The sequence below is a fragment of the Streptomyces sp. NPDC043876 genome, from assembly GCF_056435825.1.
In genome coordinates, this window is record NZ_JBWKDV010000003.1 from 503,256 (window position 1) to 525,007 (window position 21,752).

Below are 21,752 nucleotides of genomic sequence, written 5' to 3' on the forward strand. Positions count from 1 at the left end.
CTTGCCCTTCGTCGTTGGGCCCGCCGTGCGCCCGCCGCGGGCCGCCCAGGTCAGTGCGCCGCCGCCGGGGGACGCCGGTCCGCCCAGGGCCGGGCCGCCTCCAGTTGCGCCGCCACCCGCAGGACGCTCAGTTCGTCGTCGCGGCGGCCCACCAGCTGCACGGCGAGAGGCAGCCCGTCCTCGCCGTACCCCGCCGGGACCGAGGCCGCCGGATGGCCGGTGACGTTCCACAGCGCGGTGTACGCGATCATCGGGCGGGAGCGCACCAGCGCGGTCAGCAGCCCCGCACCGTCCAGGGCGCCCACCGGGCGCGGGCGTCCGGCGATGGCCGGCGTCAGCAGCAGGTCCATCGTGGTGAACATCCGGTCGGCGCGCGCCGCCAGCCGCTCGCCCGCCCGGACCCCGCGTTCCACGGCGGATTCGGGCACCAGGCGGGCCAGCGCCAGCACCTGCCGGGTGCGCCGCTCCAGCAGCTCGGGCCGCTCGACGGCGGCGGCCTCCGCCCGGACCCCGCCGAGGAACTGGGCGACGAACGGGGCCGTGGCGTCCGGGAGGCGGGGACGCACCTCGCGCACGTCGTGACCCAGCGCGCGCAGCGTCCGTACGGTCTCCAGCAGGGCCCCGACGTGTTCCGGATCGGGGGTGATCCCGGGCACGGCGGGCCGGGCGGAGTAGCCGATGCGCAGCCGGCCGGGCGGGGTCTCCAGGGCCGCGAGCCAGCCGGTGGAGGCGGGCCGGGCGCTCCAGCGGTCGGTGGCGGTCGTCCCCGCCAGCACGTCGTAGAGCAGGGCGGTGTCGCGCACCCCGCGGGTCAGCGGGCCCACCGTGCCCAGGGCGTACCAGAGATGCGGGTGCGGAGCGGTGGAGACCCGGCCGCGCTGGGGCTTGAGCGCGAACAGACCGCAGCAGGCGGCCGGAATGCGCAGGGATCCGCCGCCGTCCCCGCCGAGGGCCGCCCCGACCAGGCCCGCGGCGACGGCCGCGGCGCTGCCGCCGCTGGAGCCACCCGGCGTGCGAGTGGTGTCCCAGGGGTTGCGGGTGTGGCCGTGCGCCGCCGACTCCGTGAAGGGCCACTGGCCGAACTCGGGCATCGCGGTCTTGCCGACCACGACGGCTCCGGCGGCGCGCAGGCGGCGCACGGCCTCGCCGTCGGCGGCCACCGGACGGCGGTTGGCGGCGCCGCCGAAACCGGTGACCTGACCGGCGACGTCCAGCTCGTCCTTCACGGCGACGGGCACCCCGTGCAGGGGGCCGCCACCGGGGCCCGCCGCGTCGCGCTCGTCGGCCTCGGCGAGCGCCTGGCCGGCGAGGACGGCGCGAAAGGCGCCGAGGGCGGGATCGAGCCGGGCGATGCGGCGCAGCGAGGCCTCGACGAGCGCACGGGAGGTGGTCTTCCCGGTGCGCACGAGCTCGGCCTGCCGCTCGACGCCGAGGAACATCAGCTCCGCGTCGTCCCGGTCCTGTTCTGCGGAGCGCTGCCCGCCGCCGCTCCGTGCACCGTGCCCGTCCATGGCCGCCACCCCTCTCGCCTACCTACGAGTAACCGGGCCAAGGCTGGTGCCCCGCCGCCCGCGCGTCAAGGACCCGCCGCCGGTCCGCCGGCCGGCATGAGCGGGCCCTTACCGGGCAGGCGCCCAGCGGATCCGGGATTCGGACCGATGGGCGGAGGCGAGGTTCGCATGACCGAGAGCGCGAGTCCCTACATCTCCCCGGCGCGCGTCACCGTGCTCGGCGTGCACGGCGGCGACCGGCCGTTCCGCATCGTGGAGATCGACGGCCAGTTCGTCACCACCGCCACGTCCATGACCGACGTGGTCCTGACCGCCGCGGCCGCCGGCATCACGATCCGGGACCTGGACGACCCGGGCGAGGTCCGGTGGGTCGGCGGCGGGAAGTACCACTGGACGGAGTCGTGACGCGCTGACCCCGCGAGGAGGCTCGGGCAGCGGGCAGCCGGCCGCCCGCGGGTGTCCCGGCCGACGAGCGGCCGGCCGGGACACGGGCGGATCAGGCGAGGTCGAACCGGTCGAGGTTCATCACCTTGTCCCACGCCGCCACGAAGTCGCGCACGAACTTCTCTCCGGCGTCCGCACTGGCGTAGACCTCCGAGAGGGCCCGGAGCTGGGCGTGCGAGCCGAAGACGAGGTCGACCGCGGTGGCGGTCCACCGGACCTTGCCCGTGGCGCGGTCCCGTCCCTCGAACACGTTCTCTGCCGAGTCGGACGCCTTCCACTCCGTGCCCATGTCCAGCAGGTTCACGAAGAAGTCGTTGGTCAGCGTCCCCGGGCGGTCGGTGAACACCCCGTGTGCAGACCTGCGGAAACCCGTGTCCAGGGCCCGCATGCCGCCCGTCAGCACCGTCATCTCCGGCGCCGTCAGGTTCAGCATGCTCGCGCGGTCCAGCATGAGCGTCTCCGGCGACAGCTTCTCGCCCGCCTTGACGTAGTTGCGGAACCCGTCCGCCCTCGGTTCGAGCACGGCGAACGACTCCACGTCCGTCTGCTCCTGCGAGGCGTCCGTGCGCCCCGGCGTGAACGGGACCATGATCTCGTATCCTGCCTGCCGCGCGGCCTGCTCGACGGCCGCGCAGCCGCCCAGGACGATCAGGTCGGCGAGCGAGACCTTCGTGCCACCGCTCTGCGCGGCGTTGAAGTCCTGCCGGATCCCTTCCAGGCCCCGTAGGGTCTCGGTCACCTCGGGCAGGGCGTTGACCTCCCAGTCCTTCTGCGGCGCGAGCCGGATCCGCGCCCCGTTGGCGCCGCCCCGCTTGTCGGTGCCGCGGAAGCTCGCCGCCGATGCCCAGGCGGTGGTGGCCAGTTGCGGGACGGTCAGGCCCGAGGCGAGGACCCGGGCCTTCAGGTCGGCGATCTCCGCGTCCCCGATCAGGGGGTGGTCGGCCTCGGGGACGGGGTCCTGCCACAGCTGCGGCTCGGCGATCCAGGGGCCGAGGTAGCGGGAGAGGGGACCCATGTCACGGTGCAGCAGCTTGTACCAGGCCCGCGCGAAGGCGTCCGCGAGCTTGTCCGGGTTCTCGTGGAAGCTCTTGGCGATCGGCCCGTAGACCGGGTCGACCTTCAGCGCGAGGTCCGTCGTCAGCATCATGGGAGCGTGCCTCTTGGCCGGATCGTGCGCGTCCGGCACGGTGTCCGAGGCCGCCGGGTCCGTGGGCGTCCACTGGTGGGCACCGGCCGGGCTGGTCGTCAGCTTCCAGTCGTAGCGGAACAGGTTGTCCAGGTACCCGTTGTCCCACGTCGTCGGCGAGGTGGTCCACGCGCCTTCCAGGCCGCTGGTGAGCGCGTCGGGACCCTTGCCGCTGCCGTGGGTGTTCTTCCAGCCGAGGCCCTGCTGTTCGATCGGACAGGCCTCCGGCTCCGGGCCGATGTACTCGGCGCCGACCGCGCCGTGGCACTTGCCGAAGGTGTGGCCGCCGATGATCAGGGCGGCCGTCTCCTCGTCGTTCATCGCCATGCGCGCGAAGGTCTCGCGGATGTCCCGGGCGGCGGCCACCGGGTCCGGATTGCTGTTGGGACCCTCCGGATTGACGTAGATGAGCCCCATCTGCACGGCGCCGAGCGGACCGGAGAGCTCGCGGTCGCCGCTGTAGCGCTCGTCGCCGAGCCAGGTGTCCTCGGGGCCCCAGAAGATCTCCTCGGGCTCCCAGATGTCCTCGCGCCCGAAGCCGAACCCGAAGGTCTTGAAGCCCATGGACTCCATCGCGCAGTTGCCGGCGAACACCAGCAGGTCGGCCCAGGAGATCTTGCGGCCGTACTTCTGCTTGACCGGCCAGAGCAGCCGGCGCGCCTTGTCGAGGCTCGCGTTGTCCGGCCAGCTGTTGAGGGGGGCGAAGCGCTGCGCGCCCGCGCCGCCGCCGCCCCGGCCGTCGGCGATGCGGTAGGTCCCCGCGGAGTGCCAGCTCATCCGGATGAAGAGCGGTCCGTAGTGGCCGTAATCGGCGGGCCACCAGTCCTGCGAGGACGTCATCACCGCGAAGACGTCCTGCTTCAGCGCCTCCACGTCCAGGGTCGCGAACTCGCGCGCGTAGTCGAAGTCCTCGCCCATCGGGTTGGCGCGGGGCGAGTGCTGATGGAGCACCTGAAGGTCCAGCTGATCGGGCCACCAGTCCCGGTTCGCCCGGGGGCGGGTCGACACGGGGGCCGGTGAGGGGATGACTGGGTTCTCGCTTTCGCTGCCGGACACGTCCGTCCTTCTTCCTGTCTCGGTGTTTCCCTCGGCTGACCGCCGGCCGCTCCGAGCGCCGCCGACGATCGAGCGCGTATCGGCGTCCGTATGGTCGCGCACCGCGCCCCGCACCGCCACGCGAACACGCAGGACGGAAGGGAACCAGCCAGGCTCGGGCCGTGGCGGACGTCCGTCAGGCCGGGGCCGACGCGGCGGGTCCGCGCTGGTCCGGGGCGGGCAGGAGGGTCGCGCCGATGCCCGCGAGCACCGCCGCCAGGCCCGCTTCGAATCCGGCGTCCCGGTCGCGGAACATCGCCGGGCCAGCCGCGGTCGTCAGCGGGTAGTCCGCGAGGCGCGCGGCGCGGGCTTCGAGGTCGTAGCCCTCGCCGTCCGCGCCGGGCAGGGGGCCCATGGACTGCTCCTCGATCACGTACCCGATGGTGTAGCTGTACGCCGTGAACCAGGCGCGGGCCGCTCCGGCGGCGCTGAAGCCACCGGCCACCAGGGTCCGCAGGTGGGCCTCCATCGGGGCGGCGAAGCTCATGTCGGTGAAGTGCGTGCCGCTGTAGACCTTGGCGCCGTCCCGGTAGCGCAGCAGGTGCTCGCGCAGTCCGCGCATCGCGGTGTCCAGCGCCTCGTGCCAGTCCCGGGGCGGGTGGACGGCCGTGGCGAGGTCCGCCGTCATCCTGCGGAACATCTCGGTGGCCATCTCGTCGAGCAGCGCCTTCTTGTCCTTGAAGTGCCAGTAGAGGGCCGGGGCCTTGACGTCCAGTTCCTTGGCGATGGCCCGCAGGGTGAGGCCTTCGAGGCCCACCTCGCCCAGCAGGCGCAGCGCGGTGGCGGCCACCATCGGGCGGTCGAGCCGGGCCCGCTCGGGCTTGCCCTCCCGTTGCCGTGCTGTCGTTTTCCCCGCGCCGGCCTGTGCTTTCGGTGCGCCCGGGTGTGCCCGGTCCGCGGGCGCCGCTGCTTCTCGTTCTCTCGCCACCTTGACAATTTAACAGCGTTAAGCCCACCCTCGTGCCATGACTGAACTTAACGACGTTAAGGACTCGGGGGCTCCCGAGGTCCTCGTCGTCGGCGCCGGCCCCACCGGACTCGCCCTCGCCGTCGACCTCACCCGCCGGGGCGTTCGCGCCCTGGTCGTGGAGCGGGCCGACACCCTCTTCCCCGGCTCGCGCGGCAAGGGCCTGCAACCGCGCACCCTGGAAGTCCTCGACGACCTCGGCGTCGCCGACGCGGTGCTCGCCTCCAGCGCCCCCGCCCCCATGGGGCTGATCTGGGAGGACGGCGCGCCGACCGGGGAGCACGACATGCTCGGCGACAGCGCTGCCGGCGGACCCACCGCCACCGAGCCCCACCCCCGCGCCCGGCTGCTCCCGCAATGGCGGACGCAGGAGATCCTCTTCGAGCGCCTCACCGCACTCGGCGGCCGCGTCGTCTTCGGCGCCCGCCTGACCGGTCTCGACCAGGACGCCGACGGCGTGGACGCACACTTCGCCGACGGCGCCGTCCTGCGCGTCGCCCATCTGATCGCCGCCGACGGGGGCCGCTCCACCGTCCGCAAGGCCCTCGGCATCGGCATGACCGCCCAGAGCGGTGACACCGTCGCCCCGGAGCCGATGGTGGTCGCCGACCTGCGGCTGCGCCCCGGCGCCCTGGACCGCGACCACTGGCACCTCTTCCCCGGCCCCGACGGCGCCTTCGCCGCCCTCTGCCCGCTTCCGGGCACCGAGGACTTCCAGCTCGTCGCGCGGACCGACGACCTCGACATCCCGGCCGTGGTGGCCGCCCGTACGCACTTGAGCGCCCAGGACGTCACGCAGGTCCACTGGGCCTCCGACTTCCGGCCGCGCGCGGCGATGGCCGACCGCTTCCGCGCCGGGCGGGTGCTGCTCGCGGGCGACGCGGCCCACGTGCACTCCCCGGCGGGCGGCCAGGGACTCAACACCAGCGTCCAGGACGCCTACAACCTCGGCTGGAAGCTCGGCCAGGTACTGCGCCACGGCGCGGACCCCGCGCTCCTCGACACCTACGAACAGGAACGGCAGCCCGTCGCCGCGCAGATGCTCGGCCTGACCACCCGGATCCACCGCGGCGAGGAGGAACGCGGCGAGGCCACCCGCCAGCTCGGCCTCGGCTACCCGGGCGGCCCGCTCTCCGTCGGCGCGGCGGGGGCGCTGCGCGCCGGTGACCGGGCCCCGGACGGCCCGCTGCCGGACGGCCGCAGGCTCTTCGGCCTCTTCCGGGGGCCGCACTTCACCCTGCTGGCGGTCGGCACCGATGCCGAACTGCCTCTGATTGACCGGGAGTTCGTCCGGGTCCACCGGATCGGAGCGTACGCGCCGTACGGCACGGGAGTCTTCCTGATCCGGCCCGACGGATACGTCGGCTGGGCGGGCGAGGACGCGACCGGCCTGCCCCGCTACCTCGCCCGCTTCGGCGCAGCCGCGGGCGGCGCCTGACGGGCGGAATGCGCGACGGCAGCGGGCCCGGGGGAAGCCCCCCCGGGCCCGCTGCCGCCCTATCGGTCAGGCCTGCGGCGGAACCCGGGACGGGCGGCCCGAGCCGCGCGTCAGGGAGTACCCGAAGAGACCCGCGAGGACCCCGAGCACCCCGCCCGCCGCGGTCCAGATCCAGCGGTCGGTCCACCAGCCGCCGGACCAGCCGTCCTCCGGCTCGCGCAGCGGCGAGGTCACGGTGGCCGGGACCAGGGGTGCGGAGAGCGACCCGTCCACGGCGGTGGCGCCGCCCGTCTCCCGTACGGCGGCCTCGACCGCGGTCCGGACCGGCAGACCGAGGTCCTCGTCCGGCAGGGAGGCGACCGTCAGCTGCACGTAATAGCTGCCCGGCAGCGGGTCGTTGGACCACGGCTCCGCCGCGGCGCGCACGGTCCGCAGGGTGCAGGACAGTTCGACCGAGGCGGTCTCCTTCGCCGCCGCCCGGGTCTGCGTGCCGTAGGTGCACGCCTGGCGGCGGCGCAGCCCGTCGTAGACGTCGAGCTGCCAGGTCGAGGCGCCGTGCCGGGCCGCGGACTCGGGCAGGGTGACCAGGGCCTTCACGGTCACCTGCTGCTGCGCGTCGACGGGGAGCACCCAGTACAGGTAGTCGCCGGTGGACCCGGCGGCCGTCGCCCGCTGGCCGGGCCGGAAGGCGGCGGCGGTACGGAAACTCGTGCCCGCCTCGGTCGGCGCGGACGCGCCGGAGGTCCCCTTGGCGGAGGGGCCGGAACCCGGCCCGGAGGTCTGTCCGGACGGCGACGGGGTGGCGGCCACCGCCGCCGAGGCCGTTCCCGCCACCGTGAGGGCAGCCGCGCCGGCCAGTAGGGCGGCGGTCAAGGTGCGTACGGGGGCCATCAGTTGGTCCTCCAGACGGAGATGCGCCAGCGGGAGATCCAGCCCCACACGAGACCGGCCAGCAGACCGGTGAGCACCAGCACGCCCAGCAGCCACCAGCCGCGCCCGAGCCCGAAGGCGGCGGCGTCGGACGCCTCGTCCGGACCGTCCACCAGGGCGATGGTCAGCTCGACGGGCATGCCCGGAGCGGTCTTCACGGACGCGGGCGCCGAGAAGGAGTTGCTCACCTGGAGGCAGACGGTCTCGGCCGCCCCTGCGGCGTCCTCGTCCTCGTCGTCGAGCGCGGCCTTCGGGTAGCGCAGGCCGGTCGAGAGGACGTCGGTCCGCCCGTCACCGGCCTCCGAGCCCCGCACGATCTCCCGTCCGTGGACGGTCGTCGCCCGCAGCAGGACCCCGTAGTCGTTGTTGACGGCGCGGTCGGCGCCGATGCTGACCGAAGCCCGCAGTTCCTGGCCGGGCCGGACGTCCACCCGGTACCAGCGGTGTTCGCCGAAGGACTCGCGGTCGCTGTACAGGCCGGCCCCCAGCCGCGGCGCGCCCTGGCACTGCTTCGCGCCCTCGGTCGCCACCGGGTTGACGACCGGATCGGCGGCGCGGTCCACCAATTGGCGCACGCGCCCGGACAGTTCGTCCTTGTGCTGGACGGCGGTGTACGTGCCGCCCGTGGCCTCGGCGATGCAGGTCAGCTGCGTACGCGTCTTGGCGTCGGGGACCAGGCCGAGGGTGTCGATGACCAGGTGGATGCCCTTCGCCGCGATGTCCCGGGCCACTTCGCACGGGTCGAGCGGGGCGCAGGTGTCCTCGCCGTCGGTGATGAGCACGATGCGCTTGGTGGCGGCGCCCCCGTCGAGGTCCTGCGCCGCGCCGAGGAGGGCGGGGCCGATCGGTGTCCAGCCGGTGGGTGCGAGGGTGGCCACGGCCGTCTTCGCCTCGGTCCGGTTCAACGGCCCGACGGGATACAGCTGTTTGGTGTCCTTGCAGCCGAGCGCCTTGTCCTCACCGGCGTAGGTGGCGCCCAGGGTCCGTATGCCGAGCCGTACTTCGTCGGGCACCGCGTCGATGACCTCGTTGAAGGCCTGCTTGGCCGCCGCCATCCGGGACTGGCCGTCGATGTCGGTGGCCCGCATGGAACCGCTGACGTCCAGGACGAGGTCGACCTTGGGGGGTTCCTTGGCCGTCGGTCCATCTGCGGCGACGGCGCTCGCCGGGAAGAGCCCGACCGCCAGGGCGGCGAGCAGGCCGCACGCCCCGGCCGCCAGCCGTTTTCTTGTGATCATCGCCGGATCGTATTGAGGATCGTCCGCCAAATCCAAAACGGGCAGCCGGGCACGTCGTTGCCGCGGCCCGCCGCGATGTTGGAGGTCGGCATCCGGAGGTCGTGGGGGAGGTCCGCATCCGTTGACGTGGGCCACCCCGGGGGACATGAGACCGGGATGACCGCCGATCGGTGGAGGCGAGCAGGTCCCCTGCTGCGTCACGGCAGCCATCCCGGCACGTCTCTCCTACCCGGCATATCCGCTTTCACCCGGTACCGGAACACCCTCGCGCGGGAGGGGCGACACCAGTTCCACCTCGAATCCGTCGCGGGACGCGAGATAGGCGGCGTGCTGGTGGGTTCCGCCCGCGTGGGGGTGGCGGTCGCCGAAGAGGAGGGTCCAGCCGTTCGTGAGGGCCTTCGCGGTGAGCGCGTCGACCCGGCCCGGGGTGTCGACATGGAAGGCGAGGTGGTTCAGCCCGGGCGCGCACCGGTCGTGGCGGGTGCCGGTCAGGGCGGGGGACTGCTCGAAGACCAGGTAGGTGGGCCCGAGCCGCCAGCTGCGCCCGCTGTCCCAACTCTGGTGGAGGACGTACCCGAGGTCTTCGAGGAGCCACTGCCAGTCGCCCACCGCCCGGGGGAGGTCGGGGACCCAGATCTCGACGTGGTGGAGGGTGCCGGATACCGGGGCGGTCGGCTGGTCGGTCACGGGCGGTGTGCTCCTCGGTGCGGGAGGGGGAGGTAGGGACGGTAGCGGGCGGGGCCGGGCGGGGCACCTACCAGGGCACGACACCGGCCTCCTCGAAGAACCCGCCGGTCGGGCCGCCGTCCGGCAGGGTCGCCAGCGTGATCGCGATCGCCGCGCCCTGTGCGGGGGTGCGTACGCCGCTGAAGCCGTTGAGGCCGGTCGCGACGTAGCCGGGGCAGCCCAGGTTGATCAGGATGTTCGTGCCGGCCAGTTCCCGGGCGTACTGGAGGGTGACGGCGTTCAGGAAGCTCTTGGAGGGCGCGTACGCCGCGGCGATCGGCCCCGTCGTCCGCTCGCCGCCGGCGCCGGACTGCCGGGTGAGGGAGCCGACGCTGCTGGACATGTTCACGATCCGGGGCGAGGGGGCGCGGCGCAGCAGCGGCAGCATGGCGTTGGTGACGCGGACGACGCCGATCACATTGGTCTCCACGGCCGTCCGGAGGGTGGCGGGGGCGACCCGCGTGGGCTCCTGCGGCATGCCGCCGGTGATGGCGGCGTTGTTCACGAGCACGTCGAGGCGGCCGGTCCGGGACTCGATCAGCCGGGCCGCCGCGGTCGCGCTCGCGTCGTCGGTCACGTCCAGCGGCACGCCGAACGCGTCGACGCCGACCGCGCGCAGCTTCTCCACCGCCTCCTCACGGCGCCGGTCGTCGCGGGCGCCCACTCCGACGCTCCAGCCGAGGGCTCCCAGCCCCGCGGCGATCTCGTAGCCGATGCCCTTGTTCGCGCCGGTGACCAGCGCTGTTGTCCGTTCGCTCATGACCCTCATGCTGCCCGGCGGCCGGGCGGGAGGTCCAAGACCGATCGGGTGGCCGGCGATACCCACCGGGTATCGGTGCGCGTGCATCGATCCGGGTACCGTGGCCGTATGGAGACCCGGGAACTGCGCTACTTCGTCGCGGTGGCGGAAGAGCTGCACTTCGGGCGCGCCGCGCAGCGGCTCGGGATGGCGCAACCGCCCCTCTCGCGGGCGGTCCAGCAGCTCGAACGGCGGCTCGGCGCGGCGCTGCTGCACCGCAACAGCCGGGGCGTCACCCTCACCGAGGCCGGTTCGGTGCTGCTGGCCGAGGGGCGGGCCGCGCTGGACGCGGTGGACGCCGCCGAGCGCCGGACCCGGCGCGCCGCCCTCGCCGCGACCGGCCCGCACGGCCTGGCCCTGGTCACGAAGGCCAGCGCGTCCCGGGAACTGCTGGCTGACCTGCTCGATGCCTACGCCGCCGAACCGGGCGCGGTCCCCGTCGAGGTCATCCTGTGCGGGCCCGCCGAGCAGGAACGGTTCCTGCGGGAGGGCCGGGCCGACGTGGCGCTGCTGCACCGGCCGTTCGACTCGACGGACGGGTTCCACACCGAAGAACTGGGCACGGAGGGCCAGGTCGCGGTCCTGCCGGCCGGACATCCGCTCACCGCCCGTGCCCACGTGACGCTGGCGGACATCACCGGCCTCCCCGGTCTGCCGGTGCCGCGCTGGCCCGGCCGCGACGGTGCCTATCCGCCGGGCCCGGGTCCGCGGGTACGGGACCACGCGCAGCTGCTGCAGCTCGTCGCCCTCGGCCGGGCCTGCGCGGTGTCACCGGAGTCGTGCAGGGCCCAACTGCCCGCGGACCTGGCCGCGGTACCGGTCCAGGACGCGCCGATGGTCACCACGGTGATCGCCTGGCCGCCGCACAGCCGGTCCCGGGCCGTCGCCGACCTCGTCCGCACCGCCACGCGGCTCGCCCGCACGCCGCAGGCGTCCTAGGGAAGATCCGGCGCGTACTGCACGTAGAGGGGGCTCGCCACCAGGTACCGTCCCGCTTCCGCTCCCTGTCGCTCTCCGCCGGAGACGTGCGCGGTCACGCGCGCCAGCCCGCGCGTCCACACCGCCAGTTCGGGATCCGACCGGCGGTCCATCGCCGCCAGGAGCGTGCGCGTTGCCTCGGCCATGCGCGAGGGAAGGCGCGGCTGCCGGGGGGCGTCCTGGGCGGAGGCGTCCAGTTCCGGGAGCAGTTCGCCCGCCGGGGTGAGGGGCACCATGTCCATGAAGGCGGGGGCGCTGCCGCCCGAGTCGCCGCCGACGGCGCTCCAGTCCTGCTCCGGCGGTGCCTGGATGCTCACCGGCTGGTGCCGGGGGCGCAGGTGCCGGGCGGAGCCGTGCAGCAGCAGCCGCGGGCCGCCCGTGGTGTCGTAACCCTCCACGGGGGACGCCGGGTCGGCGAAGAGGACGAGGCCGCTGTGGGCGCGCAGGACCACCTGGTTGAGCGGGGCCTCGAACAGGAACCACTGCCCGGCGCGCAGGCCGGGTTCCGTGAACCACGAGGCCTGCTGGTCCAGGTGCTTCAGCACACGGCGCATGTGCTTGTGCTGCGCGCGCGAGCCGTCGGGGACCGGCTCCAGGTCGATGCCCCTGAAGGGGGTGTTCAGCCGCAGGATCCACGACGGCAGGTGGGGGCGGACGTGATCGACGAACTGCCCCAGCTCGGCCTGGGACAGGTACAGGAGCTCGTCCACGGGTCCCCGGGAGGTCGGCAGCGCAGGTGCGGTCAGCCTAGGGGATGTCCGGTGGGTGCCCGTGGGGTCAGGCCCCCGGGAGGCGCACGCTGAGGCGGGTGGGCGCCGTCGCCAGGGGCTCCGGCAGGCGCGGACCGGGACCGCCGGGCGTGATCGAGCCGAGGACGCTCGCGTGCCGGGCGCCGGTGCAGGACGGCACGGTGCCGGGGAGGCCGTGGGCGGTGAGCCAGCCCAGTACGGCGAAGGCGTACGCCTCCTTCGCGCCCGACGGCAGCCCGAGCGCGTCGGAGGTCAGCAGGTCGACGCCGGCGCCTCGCCGGCCCGGGCCGCGCCCGCCCGTACCGCCGTGGCCGTCGCCGTCACCTCCGGCACCGCCCGCGCCGAGTTCTTCCCGTAGCCACTCCATCAGCACCGGATTGCGGGTCCCGCCGCCGGACGCGATCACTTCCGTCGCCCGGAACGGCCGGATCGCGTCGGCCACGGTCCGTGCCGTGAGCCGCGTCAGCGTGGCAATGATGTCCGCCGCGGGCAGCGGTCCCCACCCGGCCAGCGCCGCCCGCAGGTGCGGCAGGTGGAACAGCTCCTTGCCCGTGGTCTTCGGCGCGGGCAGCGCGTAGTACGGCTCGGCCAACAGCCGCCGCAGCAGCCCGGGGTGGACGGTGCCCGCCGCGGCCAGCGCGCCGCCCGCGTCCATGGCGCGGGCCCTGCCGCAGGGGTCGGGGCCGGCCAACTCCCTTACCGCCGCGTCGATCAGTGCGTTCGCGGGCCCCGTGTCGAAGGCCATCGGGCCACCCCCGCCCCCACCGGCCGCCACCACCGTCACGTTCGCGATCCCGCCGAGGTTGAGGGCCACCGGTACCCCCGGCCGCCCCCGCAGCCACAGCACGTCGAACGCGCTCACCAGGGGTGCGCCCTGCCCTCCGGCGGCCACGTCCCGCGTGCGGAAGCCCGAGACGACGGGGCGCCCGGTCGCCTCGGCGATCCACGCGGCCTCGCCGATCTGGAGCGTGCCGTGCACCCGGCCGTCCCCGGCCCAGTGGTAGACCGTCTGGCCGTGCGACGCGATGAGGTCGGCGCGACCGTCGCACAGTTCGAGGTCGGCGCGGACCGCCGCCGCGGCGAAGGCCTGCCCGATGCGGGTGTCGAGGCGGCACACGGTCGCCAGATCGGTCCGGGCGGGCGGCAGCGCCCCGGCCAGCGCCTCCCGCACCTCGTCGTCGTACGCGGTACTGATTACGCCGAGCGGTGTGAGCACCAGCGTGTCCCCGTCCACGGCGAGGTCGGCGGCGGCCGCGTCGATGGCGTCGTAGGACGTGCCGGACATCAGGCCGATCACGCGCAGGGCGCCGGCCTGCCGGCCGGTGACCGGTCGGCCGCTCACCGCAGCGCCCGGGTGTGGGCGTCGCCGCGCAGCGTCAGCAGGGCTACGGCGCTGACGGCGCAGGCGGCGGCCGCGTAGTACGCAGGGATGTCGGCGTCCCCGGTCCGCGCGACGGCGCGGGTGATGATCAGACCGGCGCAGCCCGAGAACACCGCGTTGGACAGGGCGTACGCCAGTCCGAGCCCCGTGTAGCGCACCGTGGTCGGGAACATCTCCGCCAGCATCGCGGGACCCGGCCCCGCCATCAGCCCGACGGCCGCCCCCGCGCCGCACAGCGCCGCCCACTTCGCGTACGACGGCGTGCCGGGATCCCGCACCAGGTGCAGCAGCGGCAGCGCGAGCACGGCGACCAGCAGCGCCCCGGCCAGCATCACCGGACGCCGCCCGACCCGGTCGCTCAGCCGCCCGGCGGGCAGGATCGAGGCCGCGAACCCGAGATTGGCCAAGACCGTCGCCACCAGGGCCTGCCGGAAGGTCGCGTGCAGGGTGCTCTGGAGGTACGAGGGCAGCACCACGAGGAAGGTGTATCCGGCCGCCGACCACCCCATCACCCGCCCGGCACCCAGCACCACGGCCCGCACCGTCTCCCCGACGGGGGCCCGCCGCACCGGCCCGGCCCCCGCGACGACGTCCCATCGGGCGGCCCCCGGCCCGCCGACGGCCGCGGTGAAGGCGGGCGTCTCGTCCAGGCGCAGCCGGAGCCGCAGCGCGACCAGCCCGAGCGGCAGCGTCAGCAGGAAGGGCACCCGCCAGCCCCACCCCGTCAGCTGCGCCGGGCTCAGCGCGGTCGCCAGGACCGCCGCCACGGCGGCGCCCGCGAGCAGGCCGAGCGCCACCGTGAACGACTGCCACGCCCCGTAACGCCCCCGGCGCCCCGGCGGCGCGCACTCCGTCATGACGGCCACCGCGCCGCCGAACTCCCCGCCCGCCGAAAGCCCCTGGACGACGCGCAACCCCGTCAACAGCCACGGGGCGGCCGCGCCGATGACGGCGTACGTCGGCAGCGCGCCGATCAGCGTCGTGGCGCCGGTCATCAGGCAGACGGCCAGGACGAGCGCCGGGCGGCGGCCGATCCGGTCGCCGAGCCGCCCGAACACCGCCGCCCCGACGGGCCGGAAGAAGAACGCGAGGGCGAAGGACGCGTAGGTCGCGACCAGGCCCTCCACCGCGCCGCCCGCCGCGGGGGTGAAGAAGTTCGCCGCGATGACGGTGGCGAAGTACCCGTAGACGCCGAACTCGTACCACTCGACGAGATTGCCGACCGCCCCCGCCACCAGCGCCCGGTGCGCACCGCCTGGCGGAGCGGCGACGGACGTCCGTACCGGAGCGGGGACGGGTGTGCTCATGCGGCAAGCGTGCGGAACCGGCATGCCGCTCCACAAGCCCCGTCCCTCGTCTGCCGTAGCGGGCGGCGCGGGGCCGGCCGGCACGGTGGCCGCCCCGCGGATGATCTCCGTTCCGGGCGCGCACCCGCGCGAGCACACATACGATGGGCGGGAACCGGCACCGGCGGTTCGCCGTGCCTTCGCGGTCCGGAGACGGTCCGGCCCCGTGCCGGGGCGGGCGGGAGACGTATGACAGAGGTCGCCGACGCAGCGCGGACCGTCATCCTGACCGTGGACGACGACCCGGGAGTGTCCCGCGCGGTCGCCCGCGACCTGCGGCGGCGCTACGGCGCCGGGTACCGGATCGTCCGCGCCGAATCCGGGGAGTCCGCCCTGGAGGCACTGCGCGAGCTGAAGCTGCGGGGCGACCTGGTGGCCGTGATCCTGGCCGACTACCGGATGCCCCGGATGAACGGCATCGAGTTCCTCGAACAGGCGCTGAACGTGTACCCCGGCGCCCGGCGCGTGCTGCTGACGGCGTACGCCGACACCAACGCGGCCATCGACGCGATCAACGTCGTCGACCTCGACCACTACCTGCTCAAGCCCTGGGACCCGCCGGAGGAGAAGCTCTACCCGGTGCTGGACGACCTGCTCGCGGCGTGGCGCTGCAGCGACTACCGGCCGGTGCCCGCCACCAAGGTCGTCGGGCACCGCTGGTCGGCGCGCTCCTCGCAGGTGCGGGAGTTCCTGGCCCGCAACCAGGTGCCCTACCGCTGGTACTCCTCCGACGAGCCCGAGGGGCGGCGCCTGCTGGAGGCGGCCGGCGTCGACGGGGAGCGACTGCCCGTGGTGATCACGCCGGAGGGCGCCGTCCTCGTCGAGCCGGAGCCGGCCGACCTGGCCGCCCACGTCGGCCTCGCGACGACCCCCGCCGCCGACTTCTACGACCTCGTCGTCATCGGCGGCGGCCCGGCAGGGCTGGGCGCGGCCGTGTACGGGGCCTCCGAGGGGCTGCGCACCGTACTGGTCGAACGGTCGGCGACGGGCGGACAGGCCGGGCAGAGCTCCCGCATCGAGAACTACCTCGGCTTCCCGGACGGCGTGTCGGGCGCGCAGCTCACCGACCGCGCCCGCCGCCAGGCCGGCCGGTTCGGGGCGGAGCTGCTCACCGCCCGCGAGGTCACCGGGCTGGAGGTCAACGGCGCGTCGCGCGTCGTCCGCTTCTCCGACGGGTCGGCGATCGCCGCGCACAGCGTCATCCTGGCGACCGGGGTGTCCTACCGCCGGCTCCAGGTCCCCGGCTGCGACGACCTGACCGGGTGCGGGGTGTTCTACGGCTCCTCGCTCACCGAGGCCGCCGCCTGCCTGGACCAGGACGTGTACGTCGTGGGCGGCGCCAACTCCGCCGGGCAGGCGGCGATGTACCTGGCGCGCGGGGCGAAGTCGGTGACGCTGCTGGTGCGCGGCGCGTCCTTGAACGCCTCGATGTCGCACTACCTCGTCCAGCAGATCGAGGAGGCGCCGAACATCACGGTGCGCCCCCGGACCGTCGTCGACGCGGCGCACGGCGAGGGACACCTGGAGCAGCTGACCCTGCGGGACGTGGAGAGCGGCGCGACCGAACGCATCGACGCGCAATGGGTGTTCGTCTTCATCGGCGCGGCCCCGCTGACCGACTGGCTGGACGGGACGGTGCTGCGCGACGCGCACGGCTTCATCCTGGCGGGGCCGGACCTCACCGAGGACGGGCGACCCCCGGCGCAGTGGGAACTCGACCGGCCTCCCTACCACTTGGAGACCAACGTGCCCGGCGTGTTCGTGGCAGGCGACGCCCGCGCCCAGTCCGCGAAGCGCGTCGCGTCCGCCGTCGGAGAGGGAGCCATGGCCGTGATGCTCGTCCACCGGTACCTGGAGCAGTCGTGACCGGGGCCGGGCAGGTCATGCCCTGCGACCCGCAGGCGATCGCCTCACTGTTCCTGTTCGAGAAGCTCACCCCGGAACAGCTCGGGCGGCTGTGCGCCGAGGGGCGCGTGGAACGCTTCGAGGCCGGGCCCGTGTACACCGAGGGCGCTCCGGCGACCTGCTTCTACGTGATGCTCGAAGGCACCGTCGTGCTGTCCCGCCGGGTCGGCGGCGACGACGTCGAGGTGGGCCGCACCTCCCAGCGCGGGGTGTACTCCGGGGCCATGCAGGCCTACCTGGGCGACCGGGTGCCGCAGACGTACAACAACTCGATGCGCGTGACCGAGCGGACCAGCTTCTTCGTCCTGCCCGCACAGTCGTTCGCGGACGTCATGCGGGAGTGGTTCCCCATGGCCGCGCACCTCCTGGAGGGGCTGTTCTTCGGCTCCCGGAGCACCCAGCAGGCCATCGGGCAGCGCGAACGGCTGCTCGCCCTCGGGTCGTTGTCCGCCGGGCTCACGCACGAACTGAACAACCCGGCCGCGGCGGCCGTCCGGGCCACCGCCGCACTGCGCGAACGGGTGGGCAAGATGCGGCACAAGCTGGCCGTCATCGCCCGGGGCCCCTACTCCCGCGAGACGCTCGCCGAACTCATCGACATCCAGGAACGCACCGCCGAACGGGTCGCGAAGGCAACGGCGTTGAGCCCCCTGGAAGCCTCGGACCGGGAGGACGAGCTCGCCGACTGGATGGAGGAGCACGGCATCCAGGAGGGCTGGCGGATCGCGCCGACCTTCGTCCAGGCCGGCCTGGACACCGACTGGCTGGAGCAGGTCGCGGCGACGGTGGCCGAGGACATCCTGCCGGGCGCCATCGGGTGGCTGAACTACACGGTGGAGACCGAACTGCTGATGGACGAGATCGACGACTCCACCACCCGCATCTCGCACCTCGTGGACGCCGCGAAGCAGTACTCGCAGCTCGACCGCGCCGCCTACCGGGTCGTCGACGTCCACGAACTCCTCGACAGCACCCTGCTGATGCTCTCCGGCAAGATCGGCCGCCGGGTGCGCGTGGTCAAGGACTACGACCGCTCCGTACCGGACGTGCCCGCCTACCCGGCGGAACTCAACCAGGTGTGGACCAACCTCATCGACAACGCCGTCTTCGCCATCGGCAGCACCGGCGGTGACGGCACCCTGACGGTCCGCACGGCACGGGAGGGCGACCGCCTCCTGGTGGAGTTCCGCGACACCGGCCCCGGCATCCCGGCGGACGTCCGCAGCCGCATCTTCGATCCGTTCTTCACCACCAAGCCCGTGGGCGAGGGCACCGGCCTCGGCCTGGACATCTCCTGGCGGATCGTGGTCGGCAAGCACCACGGCAGCCTCCAGGTCGAGTCCGTGCCGGGCGACACCCGTTTCCAGGTGCTGCTGCCGCTGACCGCCCCGGAACCCGACCCCGAGCCCACCGAGGAGCCCGCATGACCGTCCCCCACGACCCCGACACCAGCCACGCCCACGAGGGCGACCGGGCAGCCGACCCCGGCATCGACCCCGGCGCCCCGCCCTCCGGCCCCGGCTGCGTCGAGTGCGACGCAGGGGGCGGCTGGTGGTTCCACCTGCGGCGCTGCGCCCGGTGCGGCCACGTGGGCTGCTGCGACTCCTCTCCCGGCCAGCACGCCACCGCCCACTGGAAGTCCACCGGCCACCCCCTGGTGCAGAGCTTCGAACCCGGCGAGGAATGGTTCTGGGACTACGGCGTCGACGAGATGTACGAGTCCGGGCCGGGCCTCGCGCCGCCGGCCGCCCACCCGGCGGACCAGCCCGCCCCGGGCCCGGCCGACCGCCTCCCGGCGGACTGGGCGAGCCAGCTGCACCGCTGACCGGCCCGCCCGGCCTGCCCGCCGCTCACCGCCGGCCGCGCACCACCAGATCGCCCTCCGGTGTGCGCCGGGCGAGGAACCCGGTGCGGAAGTACCCGTCGGCCGTGAACGCGCGGGCGTCCCGGTCCGGCGCCCGGTAGGAGCCGCGCACGGTGTACGGGCCGCGCGCGAGGAGTTCGCCGTACGCCCCGTCGCCCACGTCCGCGCCGTTCGCGTCGACGAGGCGGATCTCGTCGTCGGGCGAGAGCGGACGGCCCTGCGCGGTGCGGACGGTCCCGTCCGGATCACCGCGCCGGGTGACGAGGAGCGGTCCCTCCGCCAGCCCCAGGACCTGCTGGAGCCGGCCGCCCCACGCGGCGCCGAGCCGGTCGGCGACGTCCGGGGGCACGGGCGCGGAACCGACGAGCTGGAGGAGGCGCAGACCGCTCAACGCGGCCCGGGCGGCGGGGAGCACGTCGATCCAGCGCGGGGCGTCGGCGCTCGGCACCGACGCGACGGTGACCCGTTCGCGGGCGATGAGTTCCGCCGCCGCGGCGGGTTCCGGGTCCTCCGCCAGGACGACGGCGGCGCCGGCGCCGAGGGCGCCGAGGATGCCGGGGGAGCCGAAGGCGAGGTCCGCTCCGGCGGGCAGCGCGCAGAGAAGGATGTCGTCCTCGGTGAGCGACACCAGTTCGGCGGCGGCCCGCGCCTGGTAGGCGTAGTCGTCGTGCGTACGGGGAACGAGCGCGGGCGCTTCGGCGCCGTCGGCGGCGGCGTTGGACGGCAGCAGGAACGCCACCTGGTCGGCGGCGCGCGCGAGCGCCGGGTCGGGCGGGGAGTCGAGGGAGTCCAGCGGGAAGTAGTGGCAGCCCGCCGGATCGGTGCGGAAGCCGCCGAACGGGGACGTGGCGCCCGGCGCTTCGAGGGGGAAGACCCGCCGCAGGAAGGGACCCTCGGCCGCGATGTCCGCCGCCATCGCCACATGGTCGAAGCCCCGGTACGTCGCGGGGGCGACGTAGCCGACGGCCTGGGTCACCCGCACGAGGTGGGACACCTGGGGCGCGCGGTACGAGACCGGGCAGAAAACGGGGACCGCGCCGGCGCGCATCAAGGCGAAGACGGTGACGGTGAACTCGGGGACGTTCGGCAGCTGGACGACGACCCGCTGTCCCGGCCGCAGGCCGCGCAGCCGGAAGCCGGCGGCCATGCGGCCGGCCCGCCGGTTCAGGGCCGCGTAGGTGATGCGGGTGTCCCCGTGCACGAGCGCGGTCCGCGGCCCGTACCGGTCGGCCCAGCCGCGCAGCAGGTTGTCCAGGGAAGTGCCCCGCCAGTGCCCGGCCGCCCAGTAGCGGTCGACGAACTCCTTCGGCCAGGGCGTATGGCCATCCGGCATGGCTGTCATCGGCTTCCTCCCGTACCGCCGGGCCGGGCCCTCGCGGCTCGGGGGAGCGGCCGGCCTTCGTGATCTTGGCCATCCAAGCGCCGCGGCGGCTCGCTCCGCAATGTGCTGTCCCGACCATGGGCGCCGCCCCCTCTCGGCGGAACGACCAACCCTTGACCATTTATGGAGACGCCTCTAAATTTAGATCAATCTCTAAAAAGCGGAGGTGGGCGCGGATGCGGGCCGACGACCAGGGGCTGCGCGAGCGGAACAAGGCGCGGCGGCGTCTGCGAATCCTGGAGGCCACGCGCGAACTCCTGCGCGAGGGGCCGGAATCGGTGATCGGCATCGAGCGGATCGCCGAGCGGGCGGAGGTCGCACCGGCCACCGTGTACAACCTGATCGGACCGCGCGAGAAGATCTGGGCGGCGCTCGCCGCCGCCTTCACGGACGAACTGGAGCGCCGCCTCGACGGGCCGGCCGAGCCCGACCCGCGCCAGGTCGTGAGCACCACCGTCCGGCTGTTCGTGGACGACCCCGTGGTGTCGCGCCGCATGGTGCGCGGCTGGGAGGACAGCGGCCTCGTCTTCGACCGCGGTCCGCTCACCCGGCTGCGCCGGGCCATGGCCGGGGCGCGCACCGGCGGGCTCCTGCGCGCCGACGCCGACACCGACGCGCTGGCCGCCGTGGTCGCCGGTGCGTGCGCGGGCGCGCTGCACCAGTGGGTCGCCGGCCTGATCGAAGACGACCGGTTCCTCGCACGGGCGCTCCTCGCGCTGGACGTCGCCCTCGCCGCGGCGGCCGCGGATCCCCACCGCGAGCGGTTGTACGCACCGCTGCGCGAGCGGGGTACGCAATGACGGCCGCGGTCGGCGGCCCCCCGGGGCGCCCTCGGAGCGTCGCGGCGCAGGGAGACGTCCGGCTCGCGGCGGACGTGTGGGGCGAGGACTCCGCGCCGCCGCTCGTCCTACTGCACGGCGGCGGCCAGACGCGGCACGCCTGGCACCGGGCCGGGCCGCGCCTCGCCGCGCTCGGGTGGCGGGTCATCGCCCCCGACCTGCGGGGACACGGTGCCAGCGCGTGGTCGCCCGACGGCCGCTACGACCTCGACCTCTTCGCCGCGGACCTCCGGGCGCTCGTCGCGGAACTCGGCGGCCGCCCGGTGCTCATCGGCGCCTCCCTCGGCGGCCTCAGCGCGCTGCTCGCCGCGGGCGAAGCACCCGGCGCGGCGGTCCGCGCCCTGGTGCTCGTCGACGTCGCCCACCGCCCCGATCCCCGCGGGTTCCACCGGATCGTCGGCTTCATGCGTCGCCACCCGGACGGGTTCGCCAACCCCGCGGAAGCCGCGGCGGCCGTCGCCGCCCACCTGCCGCACCGGCCGCGCCGCCCGGACGACACCGACGGCATACGGAACAACCTGCGCCGCCGGGGCGACCGGTGGGTCTGGCACTGGGACCCCGGCATGCTGGACAGTTTCGAGGGGCGCATGGACCCGCCCGGCATGGCGGAACGCCTCCTCGCCGCCGCGCGCCGTGCCGACGTGCCGATCCTGCTCGTCCGGGGCGGCGACAGCGACGTGGTGGCCGAAGAGACCGCCGACCGGTTCTGCGACGCCGTTCCTCGCGCACGGCGCGTCGAGGTCCCCGGCGCGGGGCACATGGTGGTCGGGGACCGCAACGAACACTTCATCGAGGCGGTCCTTCCGTTCCTCGACGGTCTCGCCGGACCGGGCCGGTGACCGGCCGGGGGAGGAGAACGGGTGGTGGAGCCGGCGCGGGCGCTGTGGTGAACTGGCGGCAGCGCCCCGGGCGGAGCGGGCAGCGGGGGATCACGACCCGGCCGTCGGGCGCGGGAACGTTCGTGGAGAGCGATCT

At 74.5% G+C, this 21,752-nt stretch carries 19 protein-coding genes; 8 read left to right on the forward strand and 11 right to left on the reverse strand.

Features of this window, described 5'->3' with window-relative positions:
* Nucleotides 1-50: 50 nt before the first annotated feature.
* A complete protein-coding gene (locus AC0693_RS11720; RefSeq protein WP_478801610.1) occupies nt 51-1,511 on the reverse strand; it encodes an amidase in 1,461 nt (486 codons plus the stop codon).
* A gap of 168 nt (nt 1,512-1,679) precedes the next feature.
* Here AC0693_RS11720 and AC0693_RS11725 point away from each other — a divergent pair, with 168 nt between their 5' ends.
* Nucleotides 1,680-1,916 (forward strand): hypothetical protein, encoded by a 237-nt coding sequence (locus tag AC0693_RS11725; protein ID WP_468465987.1) that lies wholly within the window; start codon nt 1,680-1,682, stop codon nt 1,914-1,916.
* 91 nt (nt 1,917-2,007) lie between these two features.
* Here AC0693_RS11725 and katG read toward each other — a convergent pair whose 3' ends face one another.
* Both katG and AC0693_RS11735 read right to left on the reverse strand, forming a co-directional pair.
* On the reverse strand, nt 2,008-4,197 hold the full coding sequence (katG, locus tag AC0693_RS11730) for a catalase/peroxidase HPI (RefSeq protein ID WP_478737307.1): 2,190 nt from the start codon (nt 4,195-4,197) through the stop codon (nt 2,008-2,010).
* 175 nt (nt 4,198-4,372) lie between these two features.
* Nucleotides 4,373-5,029 carry a TetR/AcrR family transcriptional regulator C-terminal domain-containing protein gene (locus AC0693_RS11735; RefSeq protein WP_478737864.1) on the reverse strand — a complete coding sequence of 219 codons (657 nt, stop codon included), beginning with the start codon at nt 5,027-5,029 and terminating at the stop codon, nt 4,373-4,375.
* A gap of 172 nt (nt 5,030-5,201) precedes the next feature.
* Between AC0693_RS11735 and AC0693_RS11740 the strand changes: the two genes are divergently transcribed.
* Nucleotides 5,202-6,641: an FAD-dependent monooxygenase gene (locus AC0693_RS11740; protein ID WP_478801611.1), complete on the forward strand. Its 1,440-nt coding sequence runs from the start codon at nt 5,202-5,204 to the stop codon at nt 6,639-6,641.
* A 66-nt stretch (nt 6,642-6,707) separates the two neighbouring features.
* Here the strand turns inward: AC0693_RS11740 and AC0693_RS11745 are convergent, their stop codons facing one another.
* The 4 genes from AC0693_RS11745 to AC0693_RS11760 all read right to left on the reverse strand — a co-directional run bounded on the left by AC0693_RS11745 (nt 6,708) and on the right by AC0693_RS11760 (nt 10,295).
* Complete coding sequence (locus AC0693_RS11745; protein WP_478801612.1) at nt 6,708-7,532, reverse strand: hypothetical protein; 825 nt, start codon at nt 7,530-7,532, stop codon at nt 6,708-6,710.
* Nucleotides 7,532-8,809: a VWA domain-containing protein gene (locus AC0693_RS11750; RefSeq protein WP_469316701.1), complete on the reverse strand. Its 1,278-nt coding sequence runs from the start codon at nt 8,807-8,809 to the stop codon at nt 7,532-7,534. The genes AC0693_RS11745 and AC0693_RS11750 overlap by 1 nt, the downstream gene beginning before the upstream one ends.
* A 225-nt stretch (nt 8,810-9,034) precedes the next feature.
* Nucleotides 9,035-9,496: a VOC family protein gene (locus AC0693_RS11755; protein WP_478801613.1), complete on the reverse strand. Its 462-nt coding sequence runs from the start codon at nt 9,494-9,496 to the stop codon at nt 9,035-9,037.
* Between the two features lie 67 nt (nt 9,497-9,563).
* Nucleotides 9,564-10,295, reverse strand: coding sequence for an SDR family NAD(P)-dependent oxidoreductase (locus tag AC0693_RS11760; RefSeq protein WP_478801614.1), 732 nt, complete (start codon nt 10,293-10,295; stop codon nt 9,564-9,566).
* Nucleotides 10,296-10,403: 108 nt separating this feature from the next.
* Here AC0693_RS11760 and AC0693_RS11765 point away from each other — a divergent pair, with 108 nt between their 5' ends.
* Nucleotides 10,404-11,273: a LysR family transcriptional regulator gene (locus AC0693_RS11765; RefSeq protein WP_478801615.1), complete on the forward strand. Its 870-nt coding sequence runs from the start codon at nt 10,404-10,406 to the stop codon at nt 11,271-11,273.
* On the opposite strand, the gene AC0693_RS11770 is transcribed toward AC0693_RS11765, so the two are convergent.
* The 3 genes from AC0693_RS11770 to AC0693_RS11780 form a co-directional block, all read right to left on the reverse strand.
* Entirely contained in the window at nt 11,270-12,022 is a 753-nt protein-coding gene (locus AC0693_RS11770) for an SAVMC3_10250 family protein (protein ID WP_478801616.1), read from the reverse strand. The genes AC0693_RS11765 and AC0693_RS11770 overlap by 4 nt on opposite strands.
* Nucleotides 12,023-12,089: 67 nt before the next feature.
* Nucleotides 12,090-13,364 (reverse strand): anhydro-N-acetylmuramic acid kinase, encoded by a 1,275-nt coding sequence (locus AC0693_RS11775; protein ID WP_478801858.1) that lies wholly within the window; start codon nt 13,362-13,364, stop codon nt 12,090-12,092.
* 35 nt (nt 13,365-13,399) lie between these two features.
* Nucleotides 13,400-14,749, reverse strand: coding sequence for an MFS transporter (locus tag AC0693_RS11780; RefSeq protein ID WP_478801617.1), 1,350 nt, complete (start codon nt 14,747-14,749; stop codon nt 13,400-13,402).
* A gap of 228 nt (nt 14,750-14,977) precedes the next feature.
* Here AC0693_RS11780 and AC0693_RS11785 point away from each other — a divergent pair, with 228 nt between their 5' ends.
* Genes AC0693_RS11785 through AC0693_RS11795 form a run of 3 tightly spaced genes read left to right on the forward strand, consistent with a single transcriptional unit; the run spans nt 14,978 to nt 18,518 of the window.
* The gene (locus AC0693_RS11785) at nt 14,978-16,654 is read left to right on the forward strand and encodes an NAD(P)/FAD-dependent oxidoreductase (RefSeq protein ID WP_478801618.1); all 1,677 of its coding nucleotides are present in this window, start codon (nt 14,978-14,980) and stop codon (nt 16,652-16,654) included.
* Between the two features lie 17 nt (nt 16,655-16,671).
* Nucleotides 16,672-18,120, forward strand: a complete 1,449-nt coding sequence (locus AC0693_RS11790; RefSeq protein WP_478737861.1) for an ATP-binding protein — start codon at nt 16,672-16,674, stop codon at nt 18,118-18,120.
* A complete protein-coding gene (locus AC0693_RS11795) occupies nt 18,117-18,518 on the forward strand; it encodes a UBP-type zinc finger domain-containing protein (RefSeq protein ID WP_478801619.1) in 402 nt (133 codons plus the stop codon). Before AC0693_RS11790 ends, AC0693_RS11795 begins: the two co-directional genes overlap by 4 nt.
* 25 nt (nt 18,519-18,543) lie before the next feature.
* Here AC0693_RS11795 and AC0693_RS11800 read toward each other — a convergent pair whose 3' ends face one another.
* Nucleotides 18,544-19,899, reverse strand: coding sequence for an AMP-binding protein (locus tag AC0693_RS11800; protein WP_478801620.1), 1,356 nt, complete (start codon nt 19,897-19,899; stop codon nt 18,544-18,546).
* Nucleotides 19,900-20,114: 215 nt separating this feature from the next.
* Here AC0693_RS11800 and AC0693_RS11805 point away from each other — a divergent pair, with 215 nt between their 5' ends.
* Together AC0693_RS11805 and AC0693_RS11810 are read left to right on the forward strand one after the other, a co-directional pair.
* A complete protein-coding gene (locus AC0693_RS11805; RefSeq protein ID WP_478801621.1) occupies nt 20,115-20,738 on the forward strand; it encodes a TetR/AcrR family transcriptional regulator in 624 nt (207 codons plus the stop codon).
* Nucleotides 20,735-21,616, forward strand: coding sequence for an alpha/beta fold hydrolase (locus tag AC0693_RS11810; protein WP_478801622.1), 882 nt, complete (start codon nt 20,735-20,737; stop codon nt 21,614-21,616). Before AC0693_RS11805 ends, AC0693_RS11810 begins: the two co-directional genes overlap by 4 nt.
* The last annotated feature ends 136 nt before the right edge of the window (nt 21,617-21,752 follow it).

Coding starts and splice junctions, on each gene's coding strand:
- AC0693_RS11720 (WP_478801610.1), bottom strand. CDS start 1,511: ATGGACGGGCACGGTGCACGGAGCGGCGGCGGGCAGCGCTCCGCAGAA.
- AC0693_RS11785 (WP_478801618.1), top strand. CDS start 14,978: ATGACAGAGGTCGCCGACGCAGCGCGGACCGTCATCCTGACCGTGGAC.
- AC0693_RS11760 (WP_478801614.1), bottom strand. CDS start 10,295: ATGAGCGAACGGACAACAGCGCTGGTCACCGGCGCGAACAAGGGCATC.
- AC0693_RS11800 (WP_478801620.1), bottom strand. CDS start 19,899: ATGACAGCCATGCCGGATGGCCATACGCCCTGGCCGAAGGAGTTCGTC.
- AC0693_RS11740 (WP_478801611.1), top strand. CDS start 5,202: ATGACTGAACTTAACGACGTTAAGGACTCGGGGGCTCCCGAGGTCCTC.
- AC0693_RS11805 (WP_478801621.1), top strand. CDS start 20,115: ATGCGGGCCGACGACCAGGGGCTGCGCGAGCGGAACAAGGCGCGGCGG.
- AC0693_RS11750 (WP_469316701.1), bottom strand. CDS start 8,809: ATGATCACAAGAAAACGGCTGGCGGCCGGGGCGTGCGGCCTGCTCGCC.
- AC0693_RS11795 (WP_478801619.1), top strand. CDS start 18,117: ATGACCGTCCCCCACGACCCCGACACCAGCCACGCCCACGAGGGCGAC.
- AC0693_RS11810 (WP_478801622.1), top strand. CDS start 20,735: ATGACGGCCGCGGTCGGCGGCCCCCCGGGGCGCCCTCGGAGCGTCGCG.
- AC0693_RS11780 (WP_478801617.1), bottom strand. CDS start 14,749: ATGAGCACACCCGTCCCCGCTCCGGTACGGACGTCCGTCGCCGCTCCG.
- AC0693_RS11765 (WP_478801615.1), top strand. CDS start 10,404: ATGGAGACCCGGGAACTGCGCTACTTCGTCGCGGTGGCGGAAGAGCTG.
- AC0693_RS11735 (WP_478737864.1), bottom strand. CDS start 5,029: ATGGTGGCCGCCACCGCGCTGCGCCTGCTGGGCGAGGTGGGCCTCGAA.
- AC0693_RS11790 (WP_478737861.1), top strand. CDS start 16,672: ATGCCCTGCGACCCGCAGGCGATCGCCTCACTGTTCCTGTTCGAGAAG.
- AC0693_RS11725 (WP_468465987.1), top strand. CDS start 1,680: ATGACCGAGAGCGCGAGTCCCTACATCTCCCCGGCGCGCGTCACCGTG.
- AC0693_RS11745 (WP_478801612.1), bottom strand. CDS start 7,532: ATGGCCCCCGTACGCACCTTGACCGCCGCCCTACTGGCCGGCGCGGCT.